The 19,262-nt window shown below is 73.2% G+C and carries 19 protein-coding genes; 12 read left to right on the plus strand and 7 right to left on the minus strand.

The features are described from left to right. The 3 genes from ACZ7BZ_RS23085 to ACZ7BZ_RS23095 all read left to right on the plus strand — a co-directional run bounded on the left by ACZ7BZ_RS23085 (window position 1) and on the right by ACZ7BZ_RS23095 (window position 4,884). On the plus strand, window positions 1-975 hold the full coding sequence (locus ACZ7BZ_RS23085) for an ABC transporter permease (protein ID WP_470359929.1): 975 nt from the start codon (window positions 1-3) through the stop codon (window positions 973-975). After that, on the plus strand, window positions 972-3,125 hold the full coding sequence (locus ACZ7BZ_RS23090; RefSeq protein ID WP_470359930.1) for a dipeptide ABC transporter ATP-binding protein: 2,154 nt from the start codon (window positions 972-974) through the stop codon (window positions 3,123-3,125). The genes ACZ7BZ_RS23085 and ACZ7BZ_RS23090 overlap by 4 nt, the downstream gene beginning before the upstream one ends. A 64-nt stretch (window positions 3,126-3,189) precedes the next feature. Further along, window positions 3,190-4,884 carry an ABC transporter family substrate-binding protein gene (locus ACZ7BZ_RS23095; protein ID WP_470359931.1) on the plus strand — a complete coding sequence of 565 codons (1,695 nt, stop codon included), beginning with the start codon at window positions 3,190-3,192 and terminating at the stop codon, window positions 4,882-4,884. A gap of 12 nt (window positions 4,885-4,896) precedes the next feature. Here the strand turns inward: ACZ7BZ_RS23095 and ACZ7BZ_RS23100 are convergent, their stop codons facing one another. Next, entirely contained in the window at window positions 4,897-5,124 is a 228-nt protein-coding gene (locus ACZ7BZ_RS23100; RefSeq protein WP_470359932.1) for a hypothetical protein, read from the minus strand. Window positions 5,125-5,173: 49 nt separating this feature from the next. Here ACZ7BZ_RS23100 and ACZ7BZ_RS23105 point away from each other — a divergent pair, with 49 nt between their 5' ends. Genes ACZ7BZ_RS23105 through ACZ7BZ_RS23115 form a run of 3 tightly spaced genes read left to right on the plus strand, consistent with a single transcriptional unit; the run spans window position 5,174 to window position 7,880 of the window. Beyond that, window positions 5,174-5,539, plus strand: coding sequence for a DUF485 domain-containing protein (locus tag ACZ7BZ_RS23105; protein WP_470359933.1), 366 nt, complete (start codon window positions 5,174-5,176; stop codon window positions 5,537-5,539). After that, the gene (locus ACZ7BZ_RS23110; protein ID WP_470359934.1) at window positions 5,536-7,290 is read left to right on the plus strand and encodes a solute symporter family protein; all 1,755 of its coding nucleotides are present in this window, start codon (window positions 5,536-5,538) and stop codon (window positions 7,288-7,290) included. The genes ACZ7BZ_RS23105 and ACZ7BZ_RS23110 overlap by 4 nt, the downstream gene beginning before the upstream one ends. A gap of 2 nt (window positions 7,291-7,292) precedes the next feature. Then, window positions 7,293-7,880 (plus strand): cysteine dioxygenase family protein, encoded by a 588-nt coding sequence (locus tag ACZ7BZ_RS23115; protein WP_470359935.1) that lies wholly within the window; start codon window positions 7,293-7,295, stop codon window positions 7,878-7,880. A 121-nt stretch (window positions 7,881-8,001) separates the two neighbouring features. On the opposite strand, the gene ACZ7BZ_RS23120 is transcribed toward ACZ7BZ_RS23115, so the two are convergent. Beyond that, window positions 8,002-8,814, minus strand: coding sequence for a class I SAM-dependent methyltransferase (locus tag ACZ7BZ_RS23120; protein WP_470359936.1), 813 nt, complete (start codon window positions 8,812-8,814; stop codon window positions 8,002-8,004). A gap of 305 nt (window positions 8,815-9,119) precedes the next feature. Here ACZ7BZ_RS23120 and ACZ7BZ_RS23125 point away from each other — a divergent pair, with 305 nt between their 5' ends. Then, window positions 9,120-9,626, plus strand: coding sequence for a DinB family protein (locus ACZ7BZ_RS23125; protein ID WP_470359937.1), 507 nt, complete (start codon window positions 9,120-9,122; stop codon window positions 9,624-9,626). A 24-nt stretch (window positions 9,627-9,650) separates the two neighbouring features. Here ACZ7BZ_RS23125 and ACZ7BZ_RS23130 read toward each other — a convergent pair whose 3' ends face one another. Together ACZ7BZ_RS23130 and ACZ7BZ_RS23135 are read right to left on the minus strand one after the other, a co-directional pair. Next, the gene (locus ACZ7BZ_RS23130; RefSeq protein WP_380460866.1) at window positions 9,651-10,154 is read right to left on the minus strand and encodes a hypothetical protein; all 504 of its coding nucleotides are present in this window, start codon (window positions 10,152-10,154) and stop codon (window positions 9,651-9,653) included. Between the two features lie 209 nt (window positions 10,155-10,363). Further along, window positions 10,364-12,079 carry a CehA/McbA family metallohydrolase gene (locus ACZ7BZ_RS23135; protein WP_470359938.1) on the minus strand — a complete coding sequence of 572 codons (1,716 nt, stop codon included), beginning with the start codon at window positions 12,077-12,079 and terminating at the stop codon, window positions 10,364-10,366. A gap of 507 nt (window positions 12,080-12,586) precedes the next feature. Here ACZ7BZ_RS23135 and ACZ7BZ_RS23140 point away from each other — a divergent pair. Then, window positions 12,587-13,252: a polysaccharide deacetylase family protein gene (locus tag ACZ7BZ_RS23140; RefSeq protein WP_470359939.1), complete on the plus strand. Its 666-nt coding sequence runs from the start codon at window positions 12,587-12,589 to the stop codon at window positions 13,250-13,252. A gap of 105 nt (window positions 13,253-13,357) precedes the next feature. Here ACZ7BZ_RS23140 and ACZ7BZ_RS23145 read toward each other — a convergent pair whose 3' ends face one another. The 3 genes from ACZ7BZ_RS23145 to ACZ7BZ_RS23155 form a co-directional block, all read right to left on the minus strand. Continuing rightward, window positions 13,358-13,741 carry a barstar family protein gene (locus ACZ7BZ_RS23145; protein ID WP_470359940.1) on the minus strand — a complete coding sequence of 128 codons (384 nt, stop codon included), beginning with the start codon at window positions 13,739-13,741 and terminating at the stop codon, window positions 13,358-13,360. 115 nt (window positions 13,742-13,856) lie between these two features. Next, entirely contained in the window at window positions 13,857-14,510 is a 654-nt protein-coding gene (locus ACZ7BZ_RS23150) for a 4'-phosphopantetheinyl transferase family protein (RefSeq protein ID WP_470359941.1), read from the minus strand. 111 nt (window positions 14,511-14,621) lie between these two features. After that, window positions 14,622-14,876 (minus strand): hypothetical protein, encoded by a 255-nt coding sequence (locus ACZ7BZ_RS23155; protein ID WP_470359942.1) that lies wholly within the window; start codon window positions 14,874-14,876, stop codon window positions 14,622-14,624. 283 nt (window positions 14,877-15,159) lie between these two features. Between ACZ7BZ_RS23155 and ACZ7BZ_RS23160 the strand changes: the two genes are divergently transcribed. The 4 genes from ACZ7BZ_RS23160 to ACZ7BZ_RS23175 all read left to right on the plus strand — a co-directional run bounded on the left by ACZ7BZ_RS23160 (window position 15,160) and on the right by ACZ7BZ_RS23175 (window position 19,219). Further along, window positions 15,160-15,645 (plus strand): cysteine/serine endopeptidase inhibitor, encoded by a 486-nt coding sequence (locus tag ACZ7BZ_RS23160; protein WP_380460854.1) that lies wholly within the window; start codon window positions 15,160-15,162, stop codon window positions 15,643-15,645. 214 nt (window positions 15,646-15,859) lie between these two features. Then, window positions 15,860-17,368: a hypothetical protein gene (locus tag ACZ7BZ_RS23165; RefSeq protein ID WP_470359943.1), complete on the plus strand. Its 1,509-nt coding sequence runs from the start codon at window positions 15,860-15,862 to the stop codon at window positions 17,366-17,368. 287 nt (window positions 17,369-17,655) lie between these two features. After that, window positions 17,656-18,138 (plus strand): flavoprotein, encoded by a 483-nt coding sequence (locus tag ACZ7BZ_RS23170; RefSeq protein ID WP_470359944.1) that lies wholly within the window; start codon window positions 17,656-17,658, stop codon window positions 18,136-18,138. Between the two features lie 127 nt (window positions 18,139-18,265). Then, window positions 18,266-19,219, plus strand: a complete 954-nt coding sequence (locus ACZ7BZ_RS23175) for a DUF6528 family protein (protein WP_470359980.1) — start codon at window positions 18,266-18,268, stop codon at window positions 19,217-19,219. Window positions 19,220-19,262: the final 43 nt, after the last annotated feature.

Genomic DNA, 19,262 nt, shown 5'->3' on the forward strand with positions numbered 1-19,262 from the left:
ATGGGCACTCCGGTGGGTTCCGACGCCACCTCCGAAGGCGTCCTCGCCAGCGCCACTGCACCTGCACCCGCACCGGCAGCCGACCCGCCGCCGCACGGGCACGACGGGCGCTACCTGGGCCGGCGCCGCCTCTACCTGCGGCGCTTCCTGCGCAACCGGATCGCCGTCGCCGGTGTGGTGATCTTCCTGCTGCTGGTGCTGTTCAGCGCCCTCGGCGACCTGTTCACCCCGTACGGCTACGCGGACGCCGACTTCTCGGCCCTGACCCAGGCCCCCGGCGCCGAGCACTGGTTCGGTACCAACCAGGGCGGCAACGACGTCTACACCGCCGCCGTGCACGGCCTCCAGCGCTCGCTGGTCATCGCGGTGAGCGTGTCCCTGCTGACCGTCGCCATCGCCGCGGTGGTGGGCGCGGGCGCCGCCTACGTCGGGGGCCGGGTGGAGAAGGCCACCCTCGCCGTCATCCACTTCCTGCTGATCGTGCCCTCCTTCCTCGTCCTCGCCCTGGTCTCGCACCGGCTGGCGGGCGACTGGCGGGTCCTCATCCTGGTGCTGACGCTGTTCGGCTGGATGTCCACCGCGCGCGTGGTCTGGTCGGTGTCGACGTCCCTGCGCGAGCGCGACTACGTGCGCGCCGCTGAGTACATGGGCGTGCGCCCGCTGCGCATCGTGCTGCGCCACATCATCCCCAACCTGGGCTCCCTGCTCATAGTCAACCTCACCCTGGGCGTGGTCTCCACGGTGCTCAGCGAGACCGCCCTGTCCTTCCTCGGCTTCGGTGTGCAGCCCCCGGACGTGTCGCTGGGCACGATGCTCGCCGACGGCGCGGGCACCATCACCAGCGCCCCCTGGCTCTTCGCCTTCCCCGCCGGGCTGACCGTGCTGCTCACCGTCTCGATGACCTTCGTCGGCGACGGCCTGCGCGACGCCCTCGACCCCACGTCCACCACCGGCGCGGCAGGAGGCCGACGATGACCCTCGCACCCAGCCGCCGGACCGGACCCGACGCCGGCTCCACCGCCGGGCCGATCGCCGGATCCACAGCCGGGCCCACCGTCGGGCCGACCGAGCCCGCACCCGTCCTGTCCGTCCGCGACCTGCGGGTCTCCTTCCCCTCCGAGGCCGGGCCGGTGGAAGCCGTGCGCGGCATCGACTTCGACCTGCTGCCCGGGCGCACCCTGGGCATCGTCGGCGAGTCCGGCTCGGGCAAGTCCGCCACCGCCCTCGCCGTCATGGGCCTGCTGCCGCCCACCGCGCGCCTCGGCGGCCGGATCCTGCTGGGCGGCCGCGACCTGGCGGCGATGGACGACAAGGCGCTGTCCCGGGTGCGCGGCGAGTCCATCGGCATGGTCTTCCAGGACCCGATGTCCGCGCTCACTCCCATCTTCAGCGTCGGCCGGCTGCTCTCCCAGGCCCTGCGGGTGCACCGGGAGCTGTCGAAGAGGGACGCGTGGGAGCAGGCGGTGGAACTGCTCGACCTGGTCGGCATCCCCGACCCGCGCGAACGCGCCAAGTCGTTCCCGCACGAGTTCTCCGGCGGCATGCGTCAACGCGTCGTCATCGCCCTGGCCATCGCCAACAAGCCCTCGGTCCTCGTCGCCGACGAGCCCACCACGGCGCTCGACGTCACCGTCCAGGCGCAGATCCTGGACGTGTTGCGCCTCGCCCAGCGCGAGACCGGCGCCGGGCTCGTCCTGATCACCCACGACCTGGGCGTGGTGGCCGGCCACGCCGACGACGTCGCCGTCATGTACGCCGGACGGATCGTCGAGCACACGGGCGTCGACGAGCTGTTCCGCCGCCCGACGATGCCCTACACCGCCCGACTGCTGGCCAGCGTCCCCACCGTGGACAGCGGCGTCGAACGGCCTCTGATCCCGGTCGGCGGCGAGCCGCCGTCCCTGGCCGGCTTGCCCGGCGGCTGCCCCTTCGCACCCCGCTGCGCGGTGGCCCAGGACGTGTGCCGGACCACCGAACCGGCCCTGAGGGTACCGACGTCGACCGAGCCAAGCGGTCGGCACGGCCGGGTCGCCTGCCACCGCGCGCAGGAGATCGTGGACGGGACCCTCGACCCGGCCGAGGGCGCCACTCCCGTGCCACCGGCCGGCGACGGCCGCCGGACCGTCGGCGAGGTGGTGCTGCGGGTCGAGGACCTGGTCAAGACGTTCCCCGTCACCAAGGGGGCCCTCCTCAAGCGCCGGGTGGGCACCCTGCACGCGGTCAACCACGTCAGCTTCGAACTGCGCGCGGGCGAAACCCTGGGCCTGGTGGGGGAGTCCGGCAGCGGCAAGACCACCACGCTGCGGGAGGTGCTGGGGCTGCGCGCCCCCGAGGGCGGCCGCATCGAACTGGCCGGCACCGACGTCGCCACCCTGCGCTCGGCGGCCCGGGTGCGCGAGCTGCGGCGCGACGTCCAGATCGTCCTCCAGGATCCGACGGACGCCCTGGACCCGCGCCTGACCGTCTTCGACCTGCTGGCCGAACCGCTCCAGGCCGCAGACGCCGACCGGACGGCCGTCCGGTCCCGGGTCACCCGGCTGCTGGACCTGGTCGGCCTGGACCGCGCCATGGGCGACCGCTTCCCCGCGGCCCTCTCCGGCGGCCAGCGCCAGCGGGTCGGCATCGCCCGCGCCCTGGCCCGTGAGCCGAAGCTGCTGGCCCTGGACGAACCGCTGTCCGCCCTGGACGTGTCGGTGCAGGCCGAGATCATCAACCTGCTCGCCCGGCTGAAGCACGAACTGGGCCTGGCCTACCTGGTGGTGGCCCATGATCTGGCCGTGGTGCGCCACGTCTCCGACCGCATCGCGGTGATGTACCTCGGGCACATCGTCGAGTCCGGCGCCACCGAGGAGATCTTCGCCCGGCCCCGGCACCCGTACACGAAGGCCCTGCTGTCGGCGATCCCGGTGCCCGACCCGGAGCGAGAGCGCCGGCGTGAGCGCATCGTCCTGGTGGGCGAGCAGCCCAGCGCCGCCCGGCTGCCGGAGGGCTGCGTGTTCGCCGACCGCTGCCCGCTGTACCGGGAGGCCGACGAGAGCGTACGGACGCGCTGCCGCACCGAACGGCCGGTGACCGCCGGCGCCCCGGACGGCTCCGACCACCAGTACGCCTGCCACGCGGTCTGACCCCCGCGCCATCCCGTCCCGCCCCTTCCCCTTGTTTCCCGCCGATTCCCACCAAGGACACCCCATGCTCAGGAAGTTCGTCCCGCCCCTCGCGCTCGTCGCCGCCGTCTCGGTCGCCGCCACGGCGTGCTCCTCGTCGTCCCCGTCCTCGTCCTCATCCGGCTCCGCCGGGCCGAACGCCCAGAACGCCGCCGGCGTCGCGTCCTCGGTCACCGACTACAACCCCCAGCCGTACGAGAACATCAAGGACGGCGGCACCTACACCACCGCGGGCACCTTCGACGAACAGGGCAACCCCTTCAACGTCAACGGCACCCTGAACGCCCTGCGGATCTGGTCCTGGTACAACGCCGACGCCATCACCTACTCGCCCACCGGCGAGGTGCAGTACAACCCGGACTACTACAGCGACGTGAAGGTCTCCGTCGAGGGCGGTGACCAGAAGGTCGTCATCACCCTCAACCCCGAGGCCGTGTTCAACGACGGGACCCCCATCGACTGGCGGGCCATCGAGGCCACCTGGAAGGCCAACAACGGCTCGAACAAGGACTACGCGGCCAACTCCACCGACGGCTACGACCGCATCACCTCCGTCACCCGGGGCACGGACGACAGGCAGGCGGTCATCACCTTCAAGGGCGTCAACGCCTCCTGGTCTGCGCTGTTCACCACCTTCCTGCACCCCGAGGCCGCCACCGTCGACAACTTCAACAAGGCGTACGTGAAGACGGCCCACCCCGAGTGGGGCACCGGCCCGTACACCGTGGGCACCTGGGACGCCCATTCGGGCAACATCACCTTCGTGCGCAACCCCAACTGGTGGGGCAGGAAGGGCAAGCTCGACAAGCGCGTCTACGTCAACCTGGAGAGCGCCGCCTCGATCAACGCCTTCAAGAACGGCGAGCTGGACTACACCTCCGCCGTGGACGCGGAGAACCTCAAGCAGGTGAGGGCGGTCAAGGACGCGGAGATCCGCAGCGGCGGCAGTCCCTTCGAGTACTCGCTGTACCTCAACGCCAAGTCCCCGCTCCTCGGTGACATACAGGTCCGCAAGGCGGTGCAGGAGAGCATCGACCGCGCGCAGATAGCGAAGATCCGGTTCCAGGGCCTCGACTACACCGAGCCGCTGCCCGGCTCCGCGGTGCTCTACAGCTTCCAGCAGGGCTACCAGGACAACGTCGCGGCCGTTCTGAAGTACGACCCCCAGGAGGCTCGGAAGACCCTGGACGCGGCCGGCTGGAAGCCCGGGGCCGACGGCATCCGCGCCAAGGACGGCAAGCAGCTCGAACTCGGCTACACCCTCCTCGGCGACGACCCCATCGAGAAGGCCACCGCCGGGGCTTTCACCGCGATGCTCAAGGCCGTCGGCGTGAAGCTGGACGTCAACAAGGTCTCCGAGAACGACTTCTCCAAGGTGCTCAGCGAGCGCCGCTTCGACCTGTTCATCTCCGGCAACCGCTCGACGGACCCTTTCGGCGCGCGCTACCTGTGCGACTTCTACTGCTCGGACCGCGACTCCAACATCACCGGAGCCGGCACCCCCGCACTCGACCAGGAGATCCGCGCCACCGGCCAGATCGCCGACCTCGGCCAGCAGACCGCGGCCGTCAACAAGGTCGAGCAGCAGGCCCTCCAGCAGTACGCCTTCCTGCCGCTCTACAGCGGCCCCTCCACCTACGGCATCCGGAAGGGCCTCGCCAACGTCGGCGCCACCATCTTCTACAGCCCGCTGCCCGAGACCATCGGCTGGCAGAAGTAGCGGACACGCGCCTCAGGGCAGCCGACGAAGGAAGCAGTGCTGGTCGGTGGCCACGGCGCCGCGGAACGCCTTGGCCTGCTCGCTGCCCAGGGCGTAGTGGACGGCCCGTACCCCGCGGGCGGCGGCCTCCTCCACCAGGCGGTGGAAGAGCAGCTCGAAGCCCTTGTCGGAGCCGACGCGCTGAGATGAGTAGGGCCGGGGCGCCGGTGATCGCGCGTTGATCACTTGTCTACCGGGCACTTCTACGGTCGGGCCACCGGCAAGTTCCGCACCGTTCCGAAGGACCCACATGACTGACCCGGCCGCGTCGTCGCGCGGTGACACACCCTGGATCGGCGACGATCCGAGATTCACCGAACTACGCTCCACCTACCGCAGGTTCGTCTTCCCCGTGACGGCGGCGTTCCTGCTCTGGTTCCTGGCGTACGTCCTCTGCTCCGCCTACGCCCGTGGGTTCATGGCGACCAAGATCGCCGGGCACGTCAACGTGGCCCTGGTCTTCGGACTGCTGCAGTTCGTCTCAACCTTCGCCATCGCCATGGCCTACGGCCGGTTCGCCGCCCGGCGGCTGGACCCGCTGGCGGCGGCGCTGCGGAAGGCGGCGGCCTCCGGTCGCCGCGAGGGTGACCAGGAGCCGACGGAGATCAAGGCATGACACAGCACCTTTCCCACGCCGCCGCCGCGACGGCACAGGCGGCACAGGCGGCGTCGACGTCGACGTCGAACAAGGGCCTGACCATCGGCCTGTTCGTGGCCCTGGTGGCGGTGACCCTGGTCATCACCCTGTGGGCCCGGCGCAGCACCCGGGGCACCGGCGGCTTCTACACGGGCGGCGGCGAGTTCTCCGCGCTGCAGAACGGGATCGCGATCTCGGGCGACTACCTGTCCGCGGCCTCCTTCCTCGGCATCGCCGGGATCATCGCGCTGGCCGGGTACGACGGCTTCCTGTACTCGATCGGCTTCCTGGTGGCCTGGCTGGTCGCGCTGCTGCTGGTGGCCGAACTGCTGCGCAACACCGGGCGGTTCACCATGGCCGACGTGCTCGCCGCGCGGCTGCGAAGCGGGCCGATGCGGACCGCCGCGGGCGTGTCGACCATCGTGGTATCGATCTTCTACCTGATCGCGCAGATGGTCGGTGCGGCCACGATCGTGGGGCAGCTGCTCGACGTCAAGGGCAGCGCCGCGCAGGTGTGGACCATCGTCGGGGTCGGTGCCCTGATGATCGTCTACGTCGTGGTCGGCGGGATGAAGGGCACCACCTGGGTGCAGATCGTCAAGGCGGTGCTGCTGATCGCCGGCGCGGCCACCATGACGGTGTGGGTGCTGGCGAAGTACGGGTTCAACGTCAGCCACCTGCTCGGGGACGCCGCGGCGGCCTCCAAGAAGGGCGACGCCTTCCTCCAGCCCGGCCTGAAGTACGGGGCGACCGACGGCTGGTCGAAGCTCGACCTGGTCAGCCTGGGCACCGCGCTGGTGCTGGGCACCGCGGCGCTGCCGCACGTGCTGGTCCGCTTCTACACCGTTCCCACCGGCCGGGACGCCCGCAAGTCGGTCAACTGGTCGATCGGCATCATCGGGGTCTTCTACCTGATGACCCTGGTGCTGGGCTTCGGCGCGGCCGCGCTGGTCGGCACGGCGACGATCAAGGAGAAGGACCCGTCCGGCAACACCGCCGCGACCCTGCTGGCCGAGCACCTGGGCGGCGGCGCCGGCACCACCGGCGGCTCACTGATGCTGGCCTTCATCGCGGCGGTCGCCTTCGCCACCATCCTGGCGGTGGTCGCCGGGCTCACCCTGACCTCCTCGTCCTCGTTCGCCCATGACCTGTACGCCAGCGTGATCCGCAAGGGCCGGGCCACCGAGCGGCAGGAGCTGATCACCGCGAAGATCGCCGCCGTGGTCATCGGCGCCGTCGCGGTCGCCCTGTCGATCTTCGCCCGGGACCTCAACGTGGCGTTCCTGGTGGCGCTGGCCTTCGCCATCGCGGCCTCGGCCAACCTGCCCGCCATCCTGCTGACCCTGTTCTGGCGGCGCTTCACCACCTTCGGCGCCAAGTGCGGCATCTACGCCGGCCTGGTCAGCGCGATCGGCCTGGTGCTGCTCTCCCCGATCTGCTGGGGCGGCGCCAGCGCCACTGTCCCCGCCGTGAAGCTGACGGCCGCCCAGGCGAAGGACTGCGGTGTGCCGGCGGCCAGCAAGGAGGTCGGCAACGCCACGGCGCTGATCTCCTGCACCACCACCGCGCCGGTCCCGCTGCAGAACCCCGGGGTCATCTCGATCCCGATCGGCTTCGCCGCCGCCGTCCTCGGCTCGCTCGCCGGCGGCCGTCGCCGCCGGGACGAGGACGCGGACGGACGATCCTTCGCGCAGCTGGAGGTCCACGCGCTCACCGGGGCGGGGCGGTAGCCATGACGACGGGTTCCAACCTCGACGAGTTCCTGTCCGACCTCGATCGCTACGCCGCCGCCGACGTCCTGACCGCCCAGCTCACCGCGGACACCCTGCGCAAGTACCTGCGCGCCGGGCTGATCGTCCCCGCGGACCTGTGCGCCGGTGACACCGCCGGCTACGCCCAGCGGCTGCTGCACGCCGGGCGGACCCACTCCGTGGTGGCCCTGACCTGGCTGCCCGGGCAGGCCACCCCGATCCACGACCACCTCGCCTGGTGCGTCTCCGGCGTGCTGGAGGGCGTGGAGGTGGACGAGGCGTACCGGCTGTGGCGGATGCCCCGCTCCGGCCGCCGGGTGCTGGTGCCGTCCGGCCGGACCACCTGCTCCGCGGGCCGGGTGCAGCTGCTCGCGCCGCCGGACGAGGACATCCACCGGGTGTCCAACGGCGGCACCGGGCGGGCGGTCTCGCTGCACGTCTACGGGGCCGACATCTCGCTGAACGGCGGCACCTCGATCAACCGGGTCTTCGGGCAGGACGTCCTGGACGCCCCGCCGGACGGGGCCCGCCTGGTGAGCTGGCGGCATCCGGACGGCCTGGCACCCTGACCGACGACTCACCAGGGCCGGACCGGGCCCCCGCGACCTGACGGGCCGCCCACCTCCGGGCGGCCCGTCAGGTCGCGGCCGTCGCGCGCCGGGGCTCGGGCCTGTCCGACGGGTGGCCGGGTCAGGCGCGGGTGGCGGTGACGAGGTGGTAGTCGAGGAGGCCGTCGCGCCAGGCGGGGAGGAAGTTGCGGCTCCAGTGGGCGGGCGGGACGGTGTCGGTGAGGTAGCGGTCGAGGCCGGGCCAGACGTCGGCGCCGATGGAGCGGGCGGTGATGTCGGTGAAGCCGGCGCCGGTGAGGTCGGTGGTGAAGGCGTCGAGGGGGTGGGCGACGTCGAGGCCGTCGGCGAAGCTGGCGAGCAGGATCTTGAGGCGTTCGGCGACCTCGGGGCCGGGGGCGGCGAAGAAGGTGGTGACGGCGAGGCGGCCGCCGGGGCGCAGGACCCGGGCGGACTCGCGGGCGAAGGTGGTGAGTTCGCGGAAGTGCTGGGCGGCTTCGACGGAGTACAGGCCGTCCAGGTGGCCGTCGGCGAATGGGAGTCGGTCGGCCGAGCCGAGGGTGTAGGCGAGCCGGTCGGGGTAGGTGGCCAGGGCCCGGGCGTTGACGGCGCGGGCGCGTTCGATCTGGTCGGGGTGGATGTCGATGCCGGTGACGGAGGCGAAGCGGAACTCCCGTAGCGCGAGGGCCGCGCCGAGCCCGCGGCCGCAGCCGACCTCGGCCAGACGCAGCTGCTCGCGCGGCTCGGGGAAGGTGTTCAGCACCCGGCGGTAGAGCTGCTCCTGGCTGTGCACCCGGTCCTCGGGGGACGGGGCGGTGAGGTCGATCCCGTGCCAGTCACCGAAGTTGATGAATCCGCCGGCGAAGCTGGCAGCCTTGGCGAGGTCATCGGCGCCGTACGTCCGGCGGACCGTCGGGGGGATGTGGTTGTGGTCCATGGGTGGTCGGGTCTCCTGCTCGGTGGGCGCCCGGCGGTCGGGCGCGCCGAGGTACGTACCCAAACCGGTGGCGGTCCGAACACGGTACGTGACCGCCCGGGTTCGGGGTCGACGTGACGCGGCGGCGGGCGGTGGCAGCCGGGCGGCGGCCGGCGGTGGCGCCGGAAAACGCGGTGTCCGGCGGGCGCCGGTTCGCTAGAGTCCGCCGGGTGTCCGAACCAGCTGGGAACCCGAACCGGTCGGGCATCCGAACCAGCCGGGAACCCGAACCAGCCGGGAACCCGAACCGGAGGAGCGACCGACCGATGAGCACCGAAGACCGTCCCGTACCGTCACTGACCGGCGGCGAGCGCGACATGCTGCGTCAGTTCCTGGACTACCACAGGGCGACCCTCGCCATGAAGTGCGAGGGCCTCACCGACGAACAGCTGCGCCTGCGCTCCAGCCCGCCGTCCACGCTGAGCCTGCTCGGGCTGGTGCGCCACATGGCCGAGGTGGAGCGCACCTGGTTCCGCCGGGTGATCGACGGCGAGGACGTCCCGCTGGTCTGGTCCGAGGACGACTACCAGGTGGCCTACGACACCACCGGCGCCACCCGCGCCGAGGCCTTCGCCGCCTGGCGGGCCGAGGTCGAGCACTCCCGCCGCATCGAGCTGGCCGCCCCGTCGCTCGACGTGACCGGCTACCAGCCGCGCTGGCAGGCCGAGGTCTCGCTGCGCCTGGTGATGCTCCACCTGATCCACGAGTACGCCCGGCACAACGGCCACGCGGACTTCCTCCGCGAGGCCGTCGACGGCGTGGTGGGCGTCTGACGCCACCCGCACCCGCAGCGGCCGCTACCAGCCGAGGAGGTGGGTGCGGGTGGTGAGGGCGGCCAGGAGGGACTCGGCGGTGGTTTCGGGGGTGAGGGGGGTGGTGTCGAGCTCGTGCGGCGTGGTGGGGGGTGTGGTGGTGAGGACGACGTGGTGGAGGGCGGCGCCGGTGGCGCGGCTCTCGCGGCGGAAGGTGTCGAGGGTGGCCGGGGGCTCGGTGCACTCGACGACGACCTGGTAGCCGCCGGTGGCGTAGGCGAAGGCGGCCTGGGCGGTGGCCGCGAGGGCGGTGGCGTGCTGGCGGGCCGTCTCGGGGAGCCCGTCCGGCAGCCGGCCGTTGCGGATGACCTGGAGGAAGTCGTCCGTCCGGAGGTGGACGCTGGGGCGCAGCTCCTGGGCGAGCAGCGCCGCGACCCGGCTGCCGCCCCCTCGTTCGCCGGCGGCCCCGGTGGGGTCGACGAGGACGAGGACGCCCCCGGCCCCCCGGCCGCCCCCGAGCTCCGGCCCACCTACGGTCGTACGGTTCACAGCTGCTGATCCCTTCGCGGGCCGGGGACGGGACGGGTACGGACGGGCAGCCGGGGCGAGGCGGTGGGAGTGCGAAGGAGCCGGTCGGCCCGGATGCGGACAGCCGACCGCCTCGTCCCCACGACTGATGCGTTTCGGGGATCAACCTAGTCCAAACGGGTGCCCCGAGTCGTCCCCCTCCCGGCCCGTGGGCGGGTCGGCGGGCGTGCTCAGTGCTCGTCGGTACGCAGCACGATCGGGTTGGTGAGGGCCGCCATCGGGCCCCAGGGGAGGTCCGCGCCCATCGTGTTGCCCTTGCCGGGCGTGCCGTCGGCCCTGGGGTGGCGCACCTCGGCGCGGACGTAGCCGGCGAGCGAGGCGGTGGTGCGCCAGACGACCGTGCCGGAGCCGTCGGCGGACAGCGACTCCTGGTGCATCTGGCCCTCGTCGGTGATCAGGCGGACGGTGCCGCCGGGCACGCCGGAGACGCTGAGCCGGACGTCCACCGGGGCGTCGGCGGGGACGGTCAGCTCCTCGCCGATGCCCGCCTGGCGGCCGTGGCCGGTGGCGGTGAGGTCGAGCTGGACGGCGGCGGACTCGGCCAGCCAGCTGCGCCCGGCGCGCAGGCCGTCCAGGACGGCGTCCCGGGTGAGGTCCTCGGCGAGGACCACGTTGTGCGGCAGACCGATGACCTGCGGCGCGCTGTGGGCGTCGCTGTTGCCCATCGCGGGCCGCCAGGAGCGGCGGCCGGATCCGCCGCCTGATCCTCGGCCGGATCCACCGCCGCGGCCGCCGCCTCGCAGGGCCGCGGCGAGCTGGGAGTCCCAGGTGTCGACGGCCGATTCGTCGTCGTACGTCCAGGGCCCGTTCCACACCTCGACGGCGTCGGCCTGGTCGTAGCCGAACTTCCACTGGCAGGCCACGTACGGGCAGTACGGGTGCGCGGGTACCACCAGGCCGCCGGAGCGGTGGACCTGGCGGACGAAGCGCGGGAACTCCTCGTCGCGGGAGCGGTAGCGCCAGTCGACGAACTGGCCCGCCTCCAGGCCGAGGGCCAGCCAGTGGCCGTTGCGGGTGGTTACCTCCTCGCCGGGGACGATCAGCAGGTCGGGGCCGGCCAGCGGGCCCCAGAGGGCGTGCGAGGAGCTGGTGTTGTGGTCGGTGGAGACGATGAAGTCCAGGCCGGCCGCGCGGGCCCCGGCGGCCACCTCCTCGGGCAGGCGGCGCCCGTCGGAGTGCACGGTGTGCAGGTGGCAGTCGCCGCGGTACCAGGCCCGGCCGCGGCCGCGGGCCCGCTCCGGCGGGTAGTGCGGGGTGAACTCCGGCCCGGGCTCGCCGAACCGGAGGGTGACCTGGACGCGGTATTCCAGGCCCTGCGGCGCGACCTGGTACGGGCCCAGGACGACGTGCCAGGTGCCGGGGTTGATCGGGCCGGGGAGGTAGCCGGGGGTGGCGGAGTCGCGGGCGAGCGCGAACTCGGTGCGGAAGCCGCCGGACCAGCCGCGGAAGCCGTCCCCGCCGAGGTCGGTACCGCGCTCGTCGAAGATGCCGATGTCGCAGGAGTTGCCGGGGGTGCCGGCCGGGACCTGCGGCTTGTCGTAGCCGTAGGAGACGGCGATCTCGCGGACGCCCTCGGGGACCTCGACCGGGAGGTGGACGAAGTCGGGGGCGCCGGTGGGGAGGTGTCCGGTGAGGGTGAGGGTGCGGTCGCCGCGGTCCGGGCCCTGGCCTCGGCCCTGGCTGGGGCCTTGGCTCGGGGCGGCCGAGGCGGAGCCGGCGGTGGCGGCGCTCGCGGCCAGGCCGAGGCCGAGGGCGGTGGCGGTGGCGGCGCCGGTGGCGAGGCCGGTGCGGAGCAGGTCGCGGCGGGCGGGGTTCGGCGGCTTGCTGGGGTTCGGTGGCTCGGCGGGGCGCTCGGGCCGGACGGGCGGGGTGGGGTCGGCGGGCATCGGGGCCTCCGGGCTGGGGCGGGCGGATCCGTCGGCACGCCTACCCCGGGGGGTGAACCCCGGGTGAGGCGGGGCCCACCGGGGTGGGGCGGGCCGGTGAAAGGGGACCGGGGCACGAGCGGGGCAAGTTGCGCTGAGTGACGATCGGTCGGTTCATAGTCATGTGCCGGTTGGCATGACAGGTGGCGACGGGTCGGTCTGGAGGCTGATGTGGCACTGAGTCGGCGGGTTCTGCTGACGGCGGTGGTGGCCGGGGGCGCGCTGGCGGGGTGCCGGGCGGGACGGGAGGTGGCGGGGGGCGGGGCGGCCCCGGCGGCCGGGTCGGCCTCGCCGTCGGCCACTCCTTCGGCCACTCCTTCGGCCACTCCTTCGGCCACTCCTTCGGCCACTCCTTCGGCCACTCCTTCGGGCACTCCTTCGGACACGCCGTCGGCCGCGCCCTCCGCCGCCGGGTCCGCCGCCCCTCGGGAGCCAGGCCGGGCGGAGCTGGTCCGGCGCTACGGGGCCGTGGCGCCGACCGCGTGGGGTCTGGACCTCCCCGGGGTGGTCACCGGGCTGCCGGAGGGCGAGCAGGCCATGGCGCTCACCTTCGACGCCTGCGGGGGGCCCGGCGGGAGCCGCTACGACGCCGACCTGATCGACTTCCTGCGCGCGCACTCCGTCCCGGCCACCCTGTTCCTGAACGCCCGCTGGATCGACGCCAATCCGCAGATCTTCGAACAACTCGCCGCCGACCGGCTGTTCGAGATCGGCAACCACGGCACCGTGCACCGTCCGCTCTCGGTGACCGGCCGCTCGGCGGAGGGGATCGCCGGTACGAGCGGGGTCGGCGAGGTGTACGACGAGGTGGCGGGCAACGCCCGCAAGCTGACCGAGCTGCTCGGGCGCCCGCCGCGGTTCTTCCGCTCCGGCACCGCGTACTACGACGACGTCGCCGTCCGGGTGGTCGCCGACCTGGGCGAACGCATCGCCGGGTTCACCGTGAACGGGGACGGCGGCGCGACGATGCCGGCCGCCGAGGTGCGGCGGGAGGTGGCGTCGGCGCCGCCGGGGGCGATCGTCATCGGGCACATGAACCAGCCGGGCCGGGGCACCGCCGCCGGGTTCACCGCGGCACTGCCGGGGCTGCTCGCGGCGGGGCGGCGGTTCGTCCGGCTGTCCGACGTGCTGTAGCCCCCCCGGGAGTCCGCGGGAGTTCCCGGCGCGTCACGCCGGGCGGGGGCCACCACGCGGGGTCCACCGCATGGGGTCACACCCCGCCCGGCCGGACCACGCGGGTCAGAGCAGGCGGAGGCCGCCGGGGTGCCGCTCCTCGATGATGTCGACCAGCCAGTCGTAGACCGTCGGCCCCTTGCCCGCCTTGGCCGCGGCCAGCTCGGCGGCGACGTACGCGCGGCTCTCGGGGTGGGCGCCGGCGAGCCGGCGCTCCAGCTGGCGGACCGTCTCCGGGTAGCCGAGGCTGCGGCGGGAGGCCTCGTGGTGGCGCCACTCGATGACGTAGTCGTCGTCCTCGGGCGTGCCGAACCCGCCGCTCAGGCAGTCGGCGAAGGCGTCGAGGTTGCGGCCGAAGTAGCCGTCGACGCCGATCTCCCGCCCGACCACGTCCCAGAAGTCCTCCAGGCTGCCGATCCCGTTGCCGTCGATCACATAGGTCACCGTCACGGGGTCGAGGATATGCCCGGGCGGCGAACCGCCGGGTGACGAACGGTTGCGACGGGATGATCAACGGCTACGGTTCGACGGCTTCGGCTTCGGCTCCGCAGCTACGGCTCGACGCTCACGGCTCGACGGCGATCGCGGTGGCGAGCAGTCCGTCGCGCACCGCCCAGCGGCCGTCGAAGCCGTCCAGCCGGCGGCCGCCGACCACCGGGCCGGGGACCAGCAGCCGGGCGGTGAAGGTGCCATCGGGGGAGAGGTCGAGTTCGGCCTCGTGGAAGTCCAGCCAGAGTTCGGTCAGCGGGAACCAGGCCTTGTAGACGGACTCCTTGGCACTGAACAGGATCCGGTCCCACGGCGTGGCCGGCTGTGCGGCGGTGAGCGCGGTCAGCCGCTGCTGCTCGACGGGCAGGGCGACGGATTCGAGGACGCCCTCCGGGAGCGGCAGCGCGGGTTCGGCGTCGATGCCGAGCGAGGCCAGGGTGCCGGCCCGGGAGACGGCGGCCGCGCGGAAGCCGTCGCAGTGGGTGAGGCTGCCGACCACGCCCTCCGGCCAGCTCGGTGCGCCGCGCAGGCCAGGGACGAGCGGGCGGTACGGAACGCCGAGGCGGGTCAGGGCGGTGCGGGCGCAGTGGCGGACGGTGGTGAACTCGCGGCGGCGCTTGTCCACGGCCCGGGCGACGGCCGCCTCCTCGGCGGGCTCCAGCCGCGCCTCGGGCGGGTCGTCGTAGGCCACTTCGGTCACCACGGCGTCCGGCAGCAGGTCCCCGATCACGCGTTCCCCCCTAGGTCGGCAGCGCGGGCGGCGGGCCGCGCGGGTCGAGCCTAACCCGGGTGGGCGGTCCCGGTCGGTGGTCTTCGCCAACCGGACCGGGGCCGGGGAGGGTTACTGGCCGAGCAGGTGGGCGAAGTCCAGTCCGAGGCTGCCGAGGACGGGCAGTGCGCCGAGGTCGGTGACGCCGCCGACCGGGATGCTGTAGCCCTGGTTCACCTCACGCTGGTTCACCTCACGTCGGGTCGCCTCGCGCTGGGTCGCCTCGCGCTGGGTCGCCTCGCGCTGGGTCGCGGCGGCCGGCGCCGCAGCGGCCAGGGCCGGGGTCAGGACGGCGCCGAGGAGCAGGGCGGCGAGTGCGGTGCGCATGGGGCGGGCCTCCGGAGCGGGCGGGGGTGACAGCCTGTTCAACACCCTCCGTGGCGGGGTGGTCACGCATCTTCGCCCCTTCGGCCGCGTTGGTAAAGGTTCTTGACTTGTGTTCATGGCAACACCGGGGAGGTCTGGACCACGCCGAGGTGGAACGCATACGTTCCCTTCACCGGGTGGGCACCGGGTCGGATCGGACCGCCGAACTGCACTGCGGCTTCGGCGACTTCTGCCTGTCATGCCCATGACTGTCCCGGCACCGACGAACCGGAGGGAACGAACCATGCGCGCCATCGGCAAGAACCTCAGGATCCTCGCGGGCGCCCCGCTCGCCGCCGCCGCCCTCATCGCCCTCACGGCCGGCTCCGCCAGCGCCGCGATACCGCTCAACAAGCCGATCACCGGCAAGGCCACCTACTACAACGACGCCGGCTACGGCGCCTGCGGCACCCGGATCAACGCCGCCGACCAGCTGCTGGTCGCCGTCCCGCACTCCTGGTGGACCTCGGCCAACCCCAACAACGACCCGCTGTGCAAGGGCATTTCGGTCAAGGTGAGCTACCAGGGCAAGACCATCACCGTGCCGGTGAAGGACCAGTGTCCGTCCTGCGACTCCACCCACATCGATCTCAGCCAGCCCGCATTCGCCAAGCTCGCCCCGCTCGACAAGGGCGTGATCAACGGCCTCACCTGGCAGTTCGTCAAGACCGGGGCGAACGGCAAGACCGTCGAGCTGTCCGAGCCGGTCACCGGCTCGACCATCGGCTGACGCCCCCGACGCCTGCCCGCCCCGCCCGCCCCCGGCCTCCAGGTACGGGGCGGGCGCGGCGCGTTCGGGCCGGGGTGGGGCAGTCGATCCGGCGATTCCTCGTGCGGGGTGCGGTCGTCCCTGACTAGACTCCCGCACCGTCGTTCGGCCGTACCGTAGGTAGCGTCGCGTCGTGCGGTCGTCCCGTACCGAATTCCAGCCCCACGGAGGAGTCTTGGCCTCGATCACCCTCGACGCCGAGCGCCGCGTCCGGGCCGACGCCGGACGTGTCCGGGGCGCCGCCGTGGAGGCGCTGCGCTCGCTCGGGTTCCAGGTCACCGCGGAGCTGGCCACCGTGGTGGAGGCCCGGCGCGGCTCGGCCGTCCGCTCGGCGATGCTGCTGCCCGACGAAGTCCCGCTGGCGGCGCGGCTGCGGTTCGCCGCGGACCTCGACCACGGCACCACGGTGTCGCTGCACATGACCGACCGCGCCGTCTCGGTGGTCGCCCTGGGCGTGCAGGCCCCGTACGTGACGGCCTACCAGAGCGCGCTGCTGGCCCTGGACCAGGCGCTGACCGGCCTCGACCCCGACGCGGCGGCCGGCTTCCCCCAACCCCGTTGGTGGGCCCGGGCGCCCCAGGCGGACGCGCTGGCCCGGCACCACCAGACCGGTCAGCGGGTGGTCGGCGGCGTCACCGCTCTCGTCAACGACCGACTTTCCGGCGCGCCCCGGGCCACCGGACCGTCCCTGTGGGGCGGGGTCCAGGGCGTCGTCTTCCAGTCCCGGGAGGGCGCCGTCGCCCTGGACCGGGGTGCCCTCATGGGCCTGCTGGCGATCCCGGTGCTGATGAGTCGCCGACCGGACGGCGTGCCGGAGCAACTCGGCGCCGAGGTCGCGCAGTTGGCCGCAGCGGTCGAGGGGAGCGTCGCGGCGGTCGGCTGCGGCGTGGTGAACGTGCGGGTCGGCGGCGAACAACGCCCGGCCTTCGAGTTCCTGTACCGGCAGTTCGCGATCCGCTCCCGACTGCCCGTACGGACCCTGTGTACCTGCCGGGACTGTCGGCAGACCAAGGTCGTCAACCTGGACCTCCAGCGGATGCGGGAACGGCGACGCCGACTGAAGATGATCACCTCCGTCGTGCACGCGACGCACGGCAAGGACGGTGAGGTCAGCCCCTTCCAGCTCTTCGGGGCGTTCCTCCAACACCGCAAGGTCGAACCCGACTTCATCTGCTCGCGCTGCGAGAGCACCGAGGTCGACGAGCACCCGGTGACGTTCTGCCCGGGCTGCGGGGAGATGCGGACGGAGGGGGCCCTGATCACCTGCGGGGAGTGCGGGTACGACTTCGAGGCGCTGGTGGCGGGACTGGCGGTGTGGGGCGCGGTTCCGCCTCCGGTGCCGCCGGTGCCGTCCGCGCCGCCGGTGCCGTCCGCGCCGCCGGTGCCGTCCGCGCCGCCGGTGCCGTCCGCGCCGCCGGCTGTCCCGCCGATGCCGGCCGTTCCGCCGATGCCGACCATCGCCCCGATGCCCGCGCCACCCGCCGTACCGCCAGGTTTCGGCCCGGCACCCGAGGGCTTCACCCCGCCACCGCCGCCGACCTGCGGGATCTGTGGCGGCAGCTACCCGGTGCTGTGGTCCGTCCAGGTCCTCGACGGCCTCAACCCCCGGCCGCTGACCGTCTGCCGCACCTCCCCGCGCTGCTCACCGTCCTCCGTGGTCACCCCGGCACGGATACCGACCTGACGCCGCCCACTCCCCGGGGTTCATGGTGCCGCCGGGCCGGACAATCCAGCGCGTCGAACTCCTCCACGGCCGGGCGCGCTTGCTCCTCGCCCGCGCCTGCGGCACCGCAGGCGCGGGCGGTCCGGGGCGGGCACGGCTACTGTCGGCGGCCCGCCGCTGATTCCGGTGGGCGACGGTGGCTCGGCCGTGTGACGGGCGGGCGTTGGGGGGTCTCCGTCGGGGCGTTCGGGAAGACTGTGCACGCGGATCTGGTGGTGGGCCGCTAAGTGGAGAGGGGAGTGCGGGCGATGCCGATGCTGTACGTGGTGGTGTGTGCGGCGGGAGTGGCCGGTGGGGTGGGGGAGTTGGTGGCCGCTGCGCAGCGGCGGGGGTGGGAGGTGGGGGTGGTGGCGACTCCGCTCGCGATGGGGTTCATCGATGTGGATGCGGTCGAGGAGCAGACGGGCTTCCCGATCCGCTCCGCCTGGCGGAAGCCGGGGGATCCTCGGCCGTTGCCGGATCCGGATGCCCTCGTCGTCTCGCCCGCCACCTTCAACACGATCAACAAGTGGAGCGCCGGGATCTCGGACACGCTCGCGCTGGGGATCCTGTGCGAGACGTACGGGTGGGGGATCCCGGTCGCCGTTCAGCCGTGCCTGAGTGCGGCCCAGGCGGCGCATCCGGCGTACGAGGAGAGCCTGACCAGGCTGCGGCGGATGGGCGTGCGGATCGCGGAGTTCACACCGGGGTCGTACGACTGGATGCGGGTGCTGGACCTGTTGGAGGTCTGACCGGGCGGCTGGTCGGTTGCTCGGATCCCGGCATTGCGCGGGCACTGAGGGCCGTGCCGGGTGCGGCTCCGTTCGGCCGAGTCGTGGTGCGGGGCGGTGCGGGAGCGGCCACCGTGGGGGCGTGCCGATGCGAATGCTGTCCGCCCTGTGCCTGGCCCTGCTGTGCTGCGTGCCCGCCGGCCGGGCGGAGGCGGGGCGGCCGGGCTGGCAGGTGGTGGTCGCCGACCAGGGCTCCCGGCGGGTGTTCGTGCTGCAGAGCGCCGAGGAACTGATGGCCTACCAGGGCCCGGACCGGCTGCCGGTGGTGTGGTCCTGGAGCGCGGACCGGGCGCCGGACCTCGCCGATCTCGCCGTGGACCGCAGCTGGTCGCTGGTGGACGAGGCGAAGAGCCGGATCCGGCAGGGCCGCCGCTACCTGCTGACCACCGCCAGTGGCGGGCTCGCCGCCGTGGTGGAGACCGCCACCGGCCGGACGTACTGGGCCGCGGACCTGGGCCCCGGGGTCAACCCGCACAGCATGGAGCTGCTGCCGGACGGCGATGTCGCGGTGGTGGCCGCGGCCGGCTGGGTGCGGCTGTACGCGGCCTCGCAGGGGCCGCGTGCAACGGCGTACGCGGAGTTCGGGCTGCCCGGCGCGCACGGGGTGCTCTGGGACGGCCGGTCCGGGCTGCTCTGGGTGCTCGGTGACGAGGCGCTGGTCGGGCTGCGGGTGGGCGGTTCGCCGGCCGCGCCGACGCTGACCGAGGTCCGCACCGCCCCGCTGCCGGGCCGGGGCGGCCACGACCTCGCGCCGGTGCTGGCGGAGCCGGGCCGGTTCTGGCTGAGCACCCTGCGGGGCCTGTGGCGCTACGACCCGGCCTCCGACCGCTTCACGGCCGTACGGCTGGCCGATCCCGCCGCCGAGCGGGACGTCAAGAGCATCGGCGACGAGCCCGGGACGGGACGGCTGCTCACGGTGGCGCCCGATCACTCCGCGGCCTGCGACTGGTGCACCTCGGTGATCCGGCTGCACCGGCCGGAGGGTGCGCGGACGCTGCGCGGCACCCACCTGTACAAGGCGCGCTGGTGGGGCGGCTGGTAGCAGATTCGTGACGGACCGTAGTCGATCTTGCTCGGCGGGTCGG

It is taken from the genome of Kitasatospora sp. NPDC036934, from assembly GCF_055608425.1.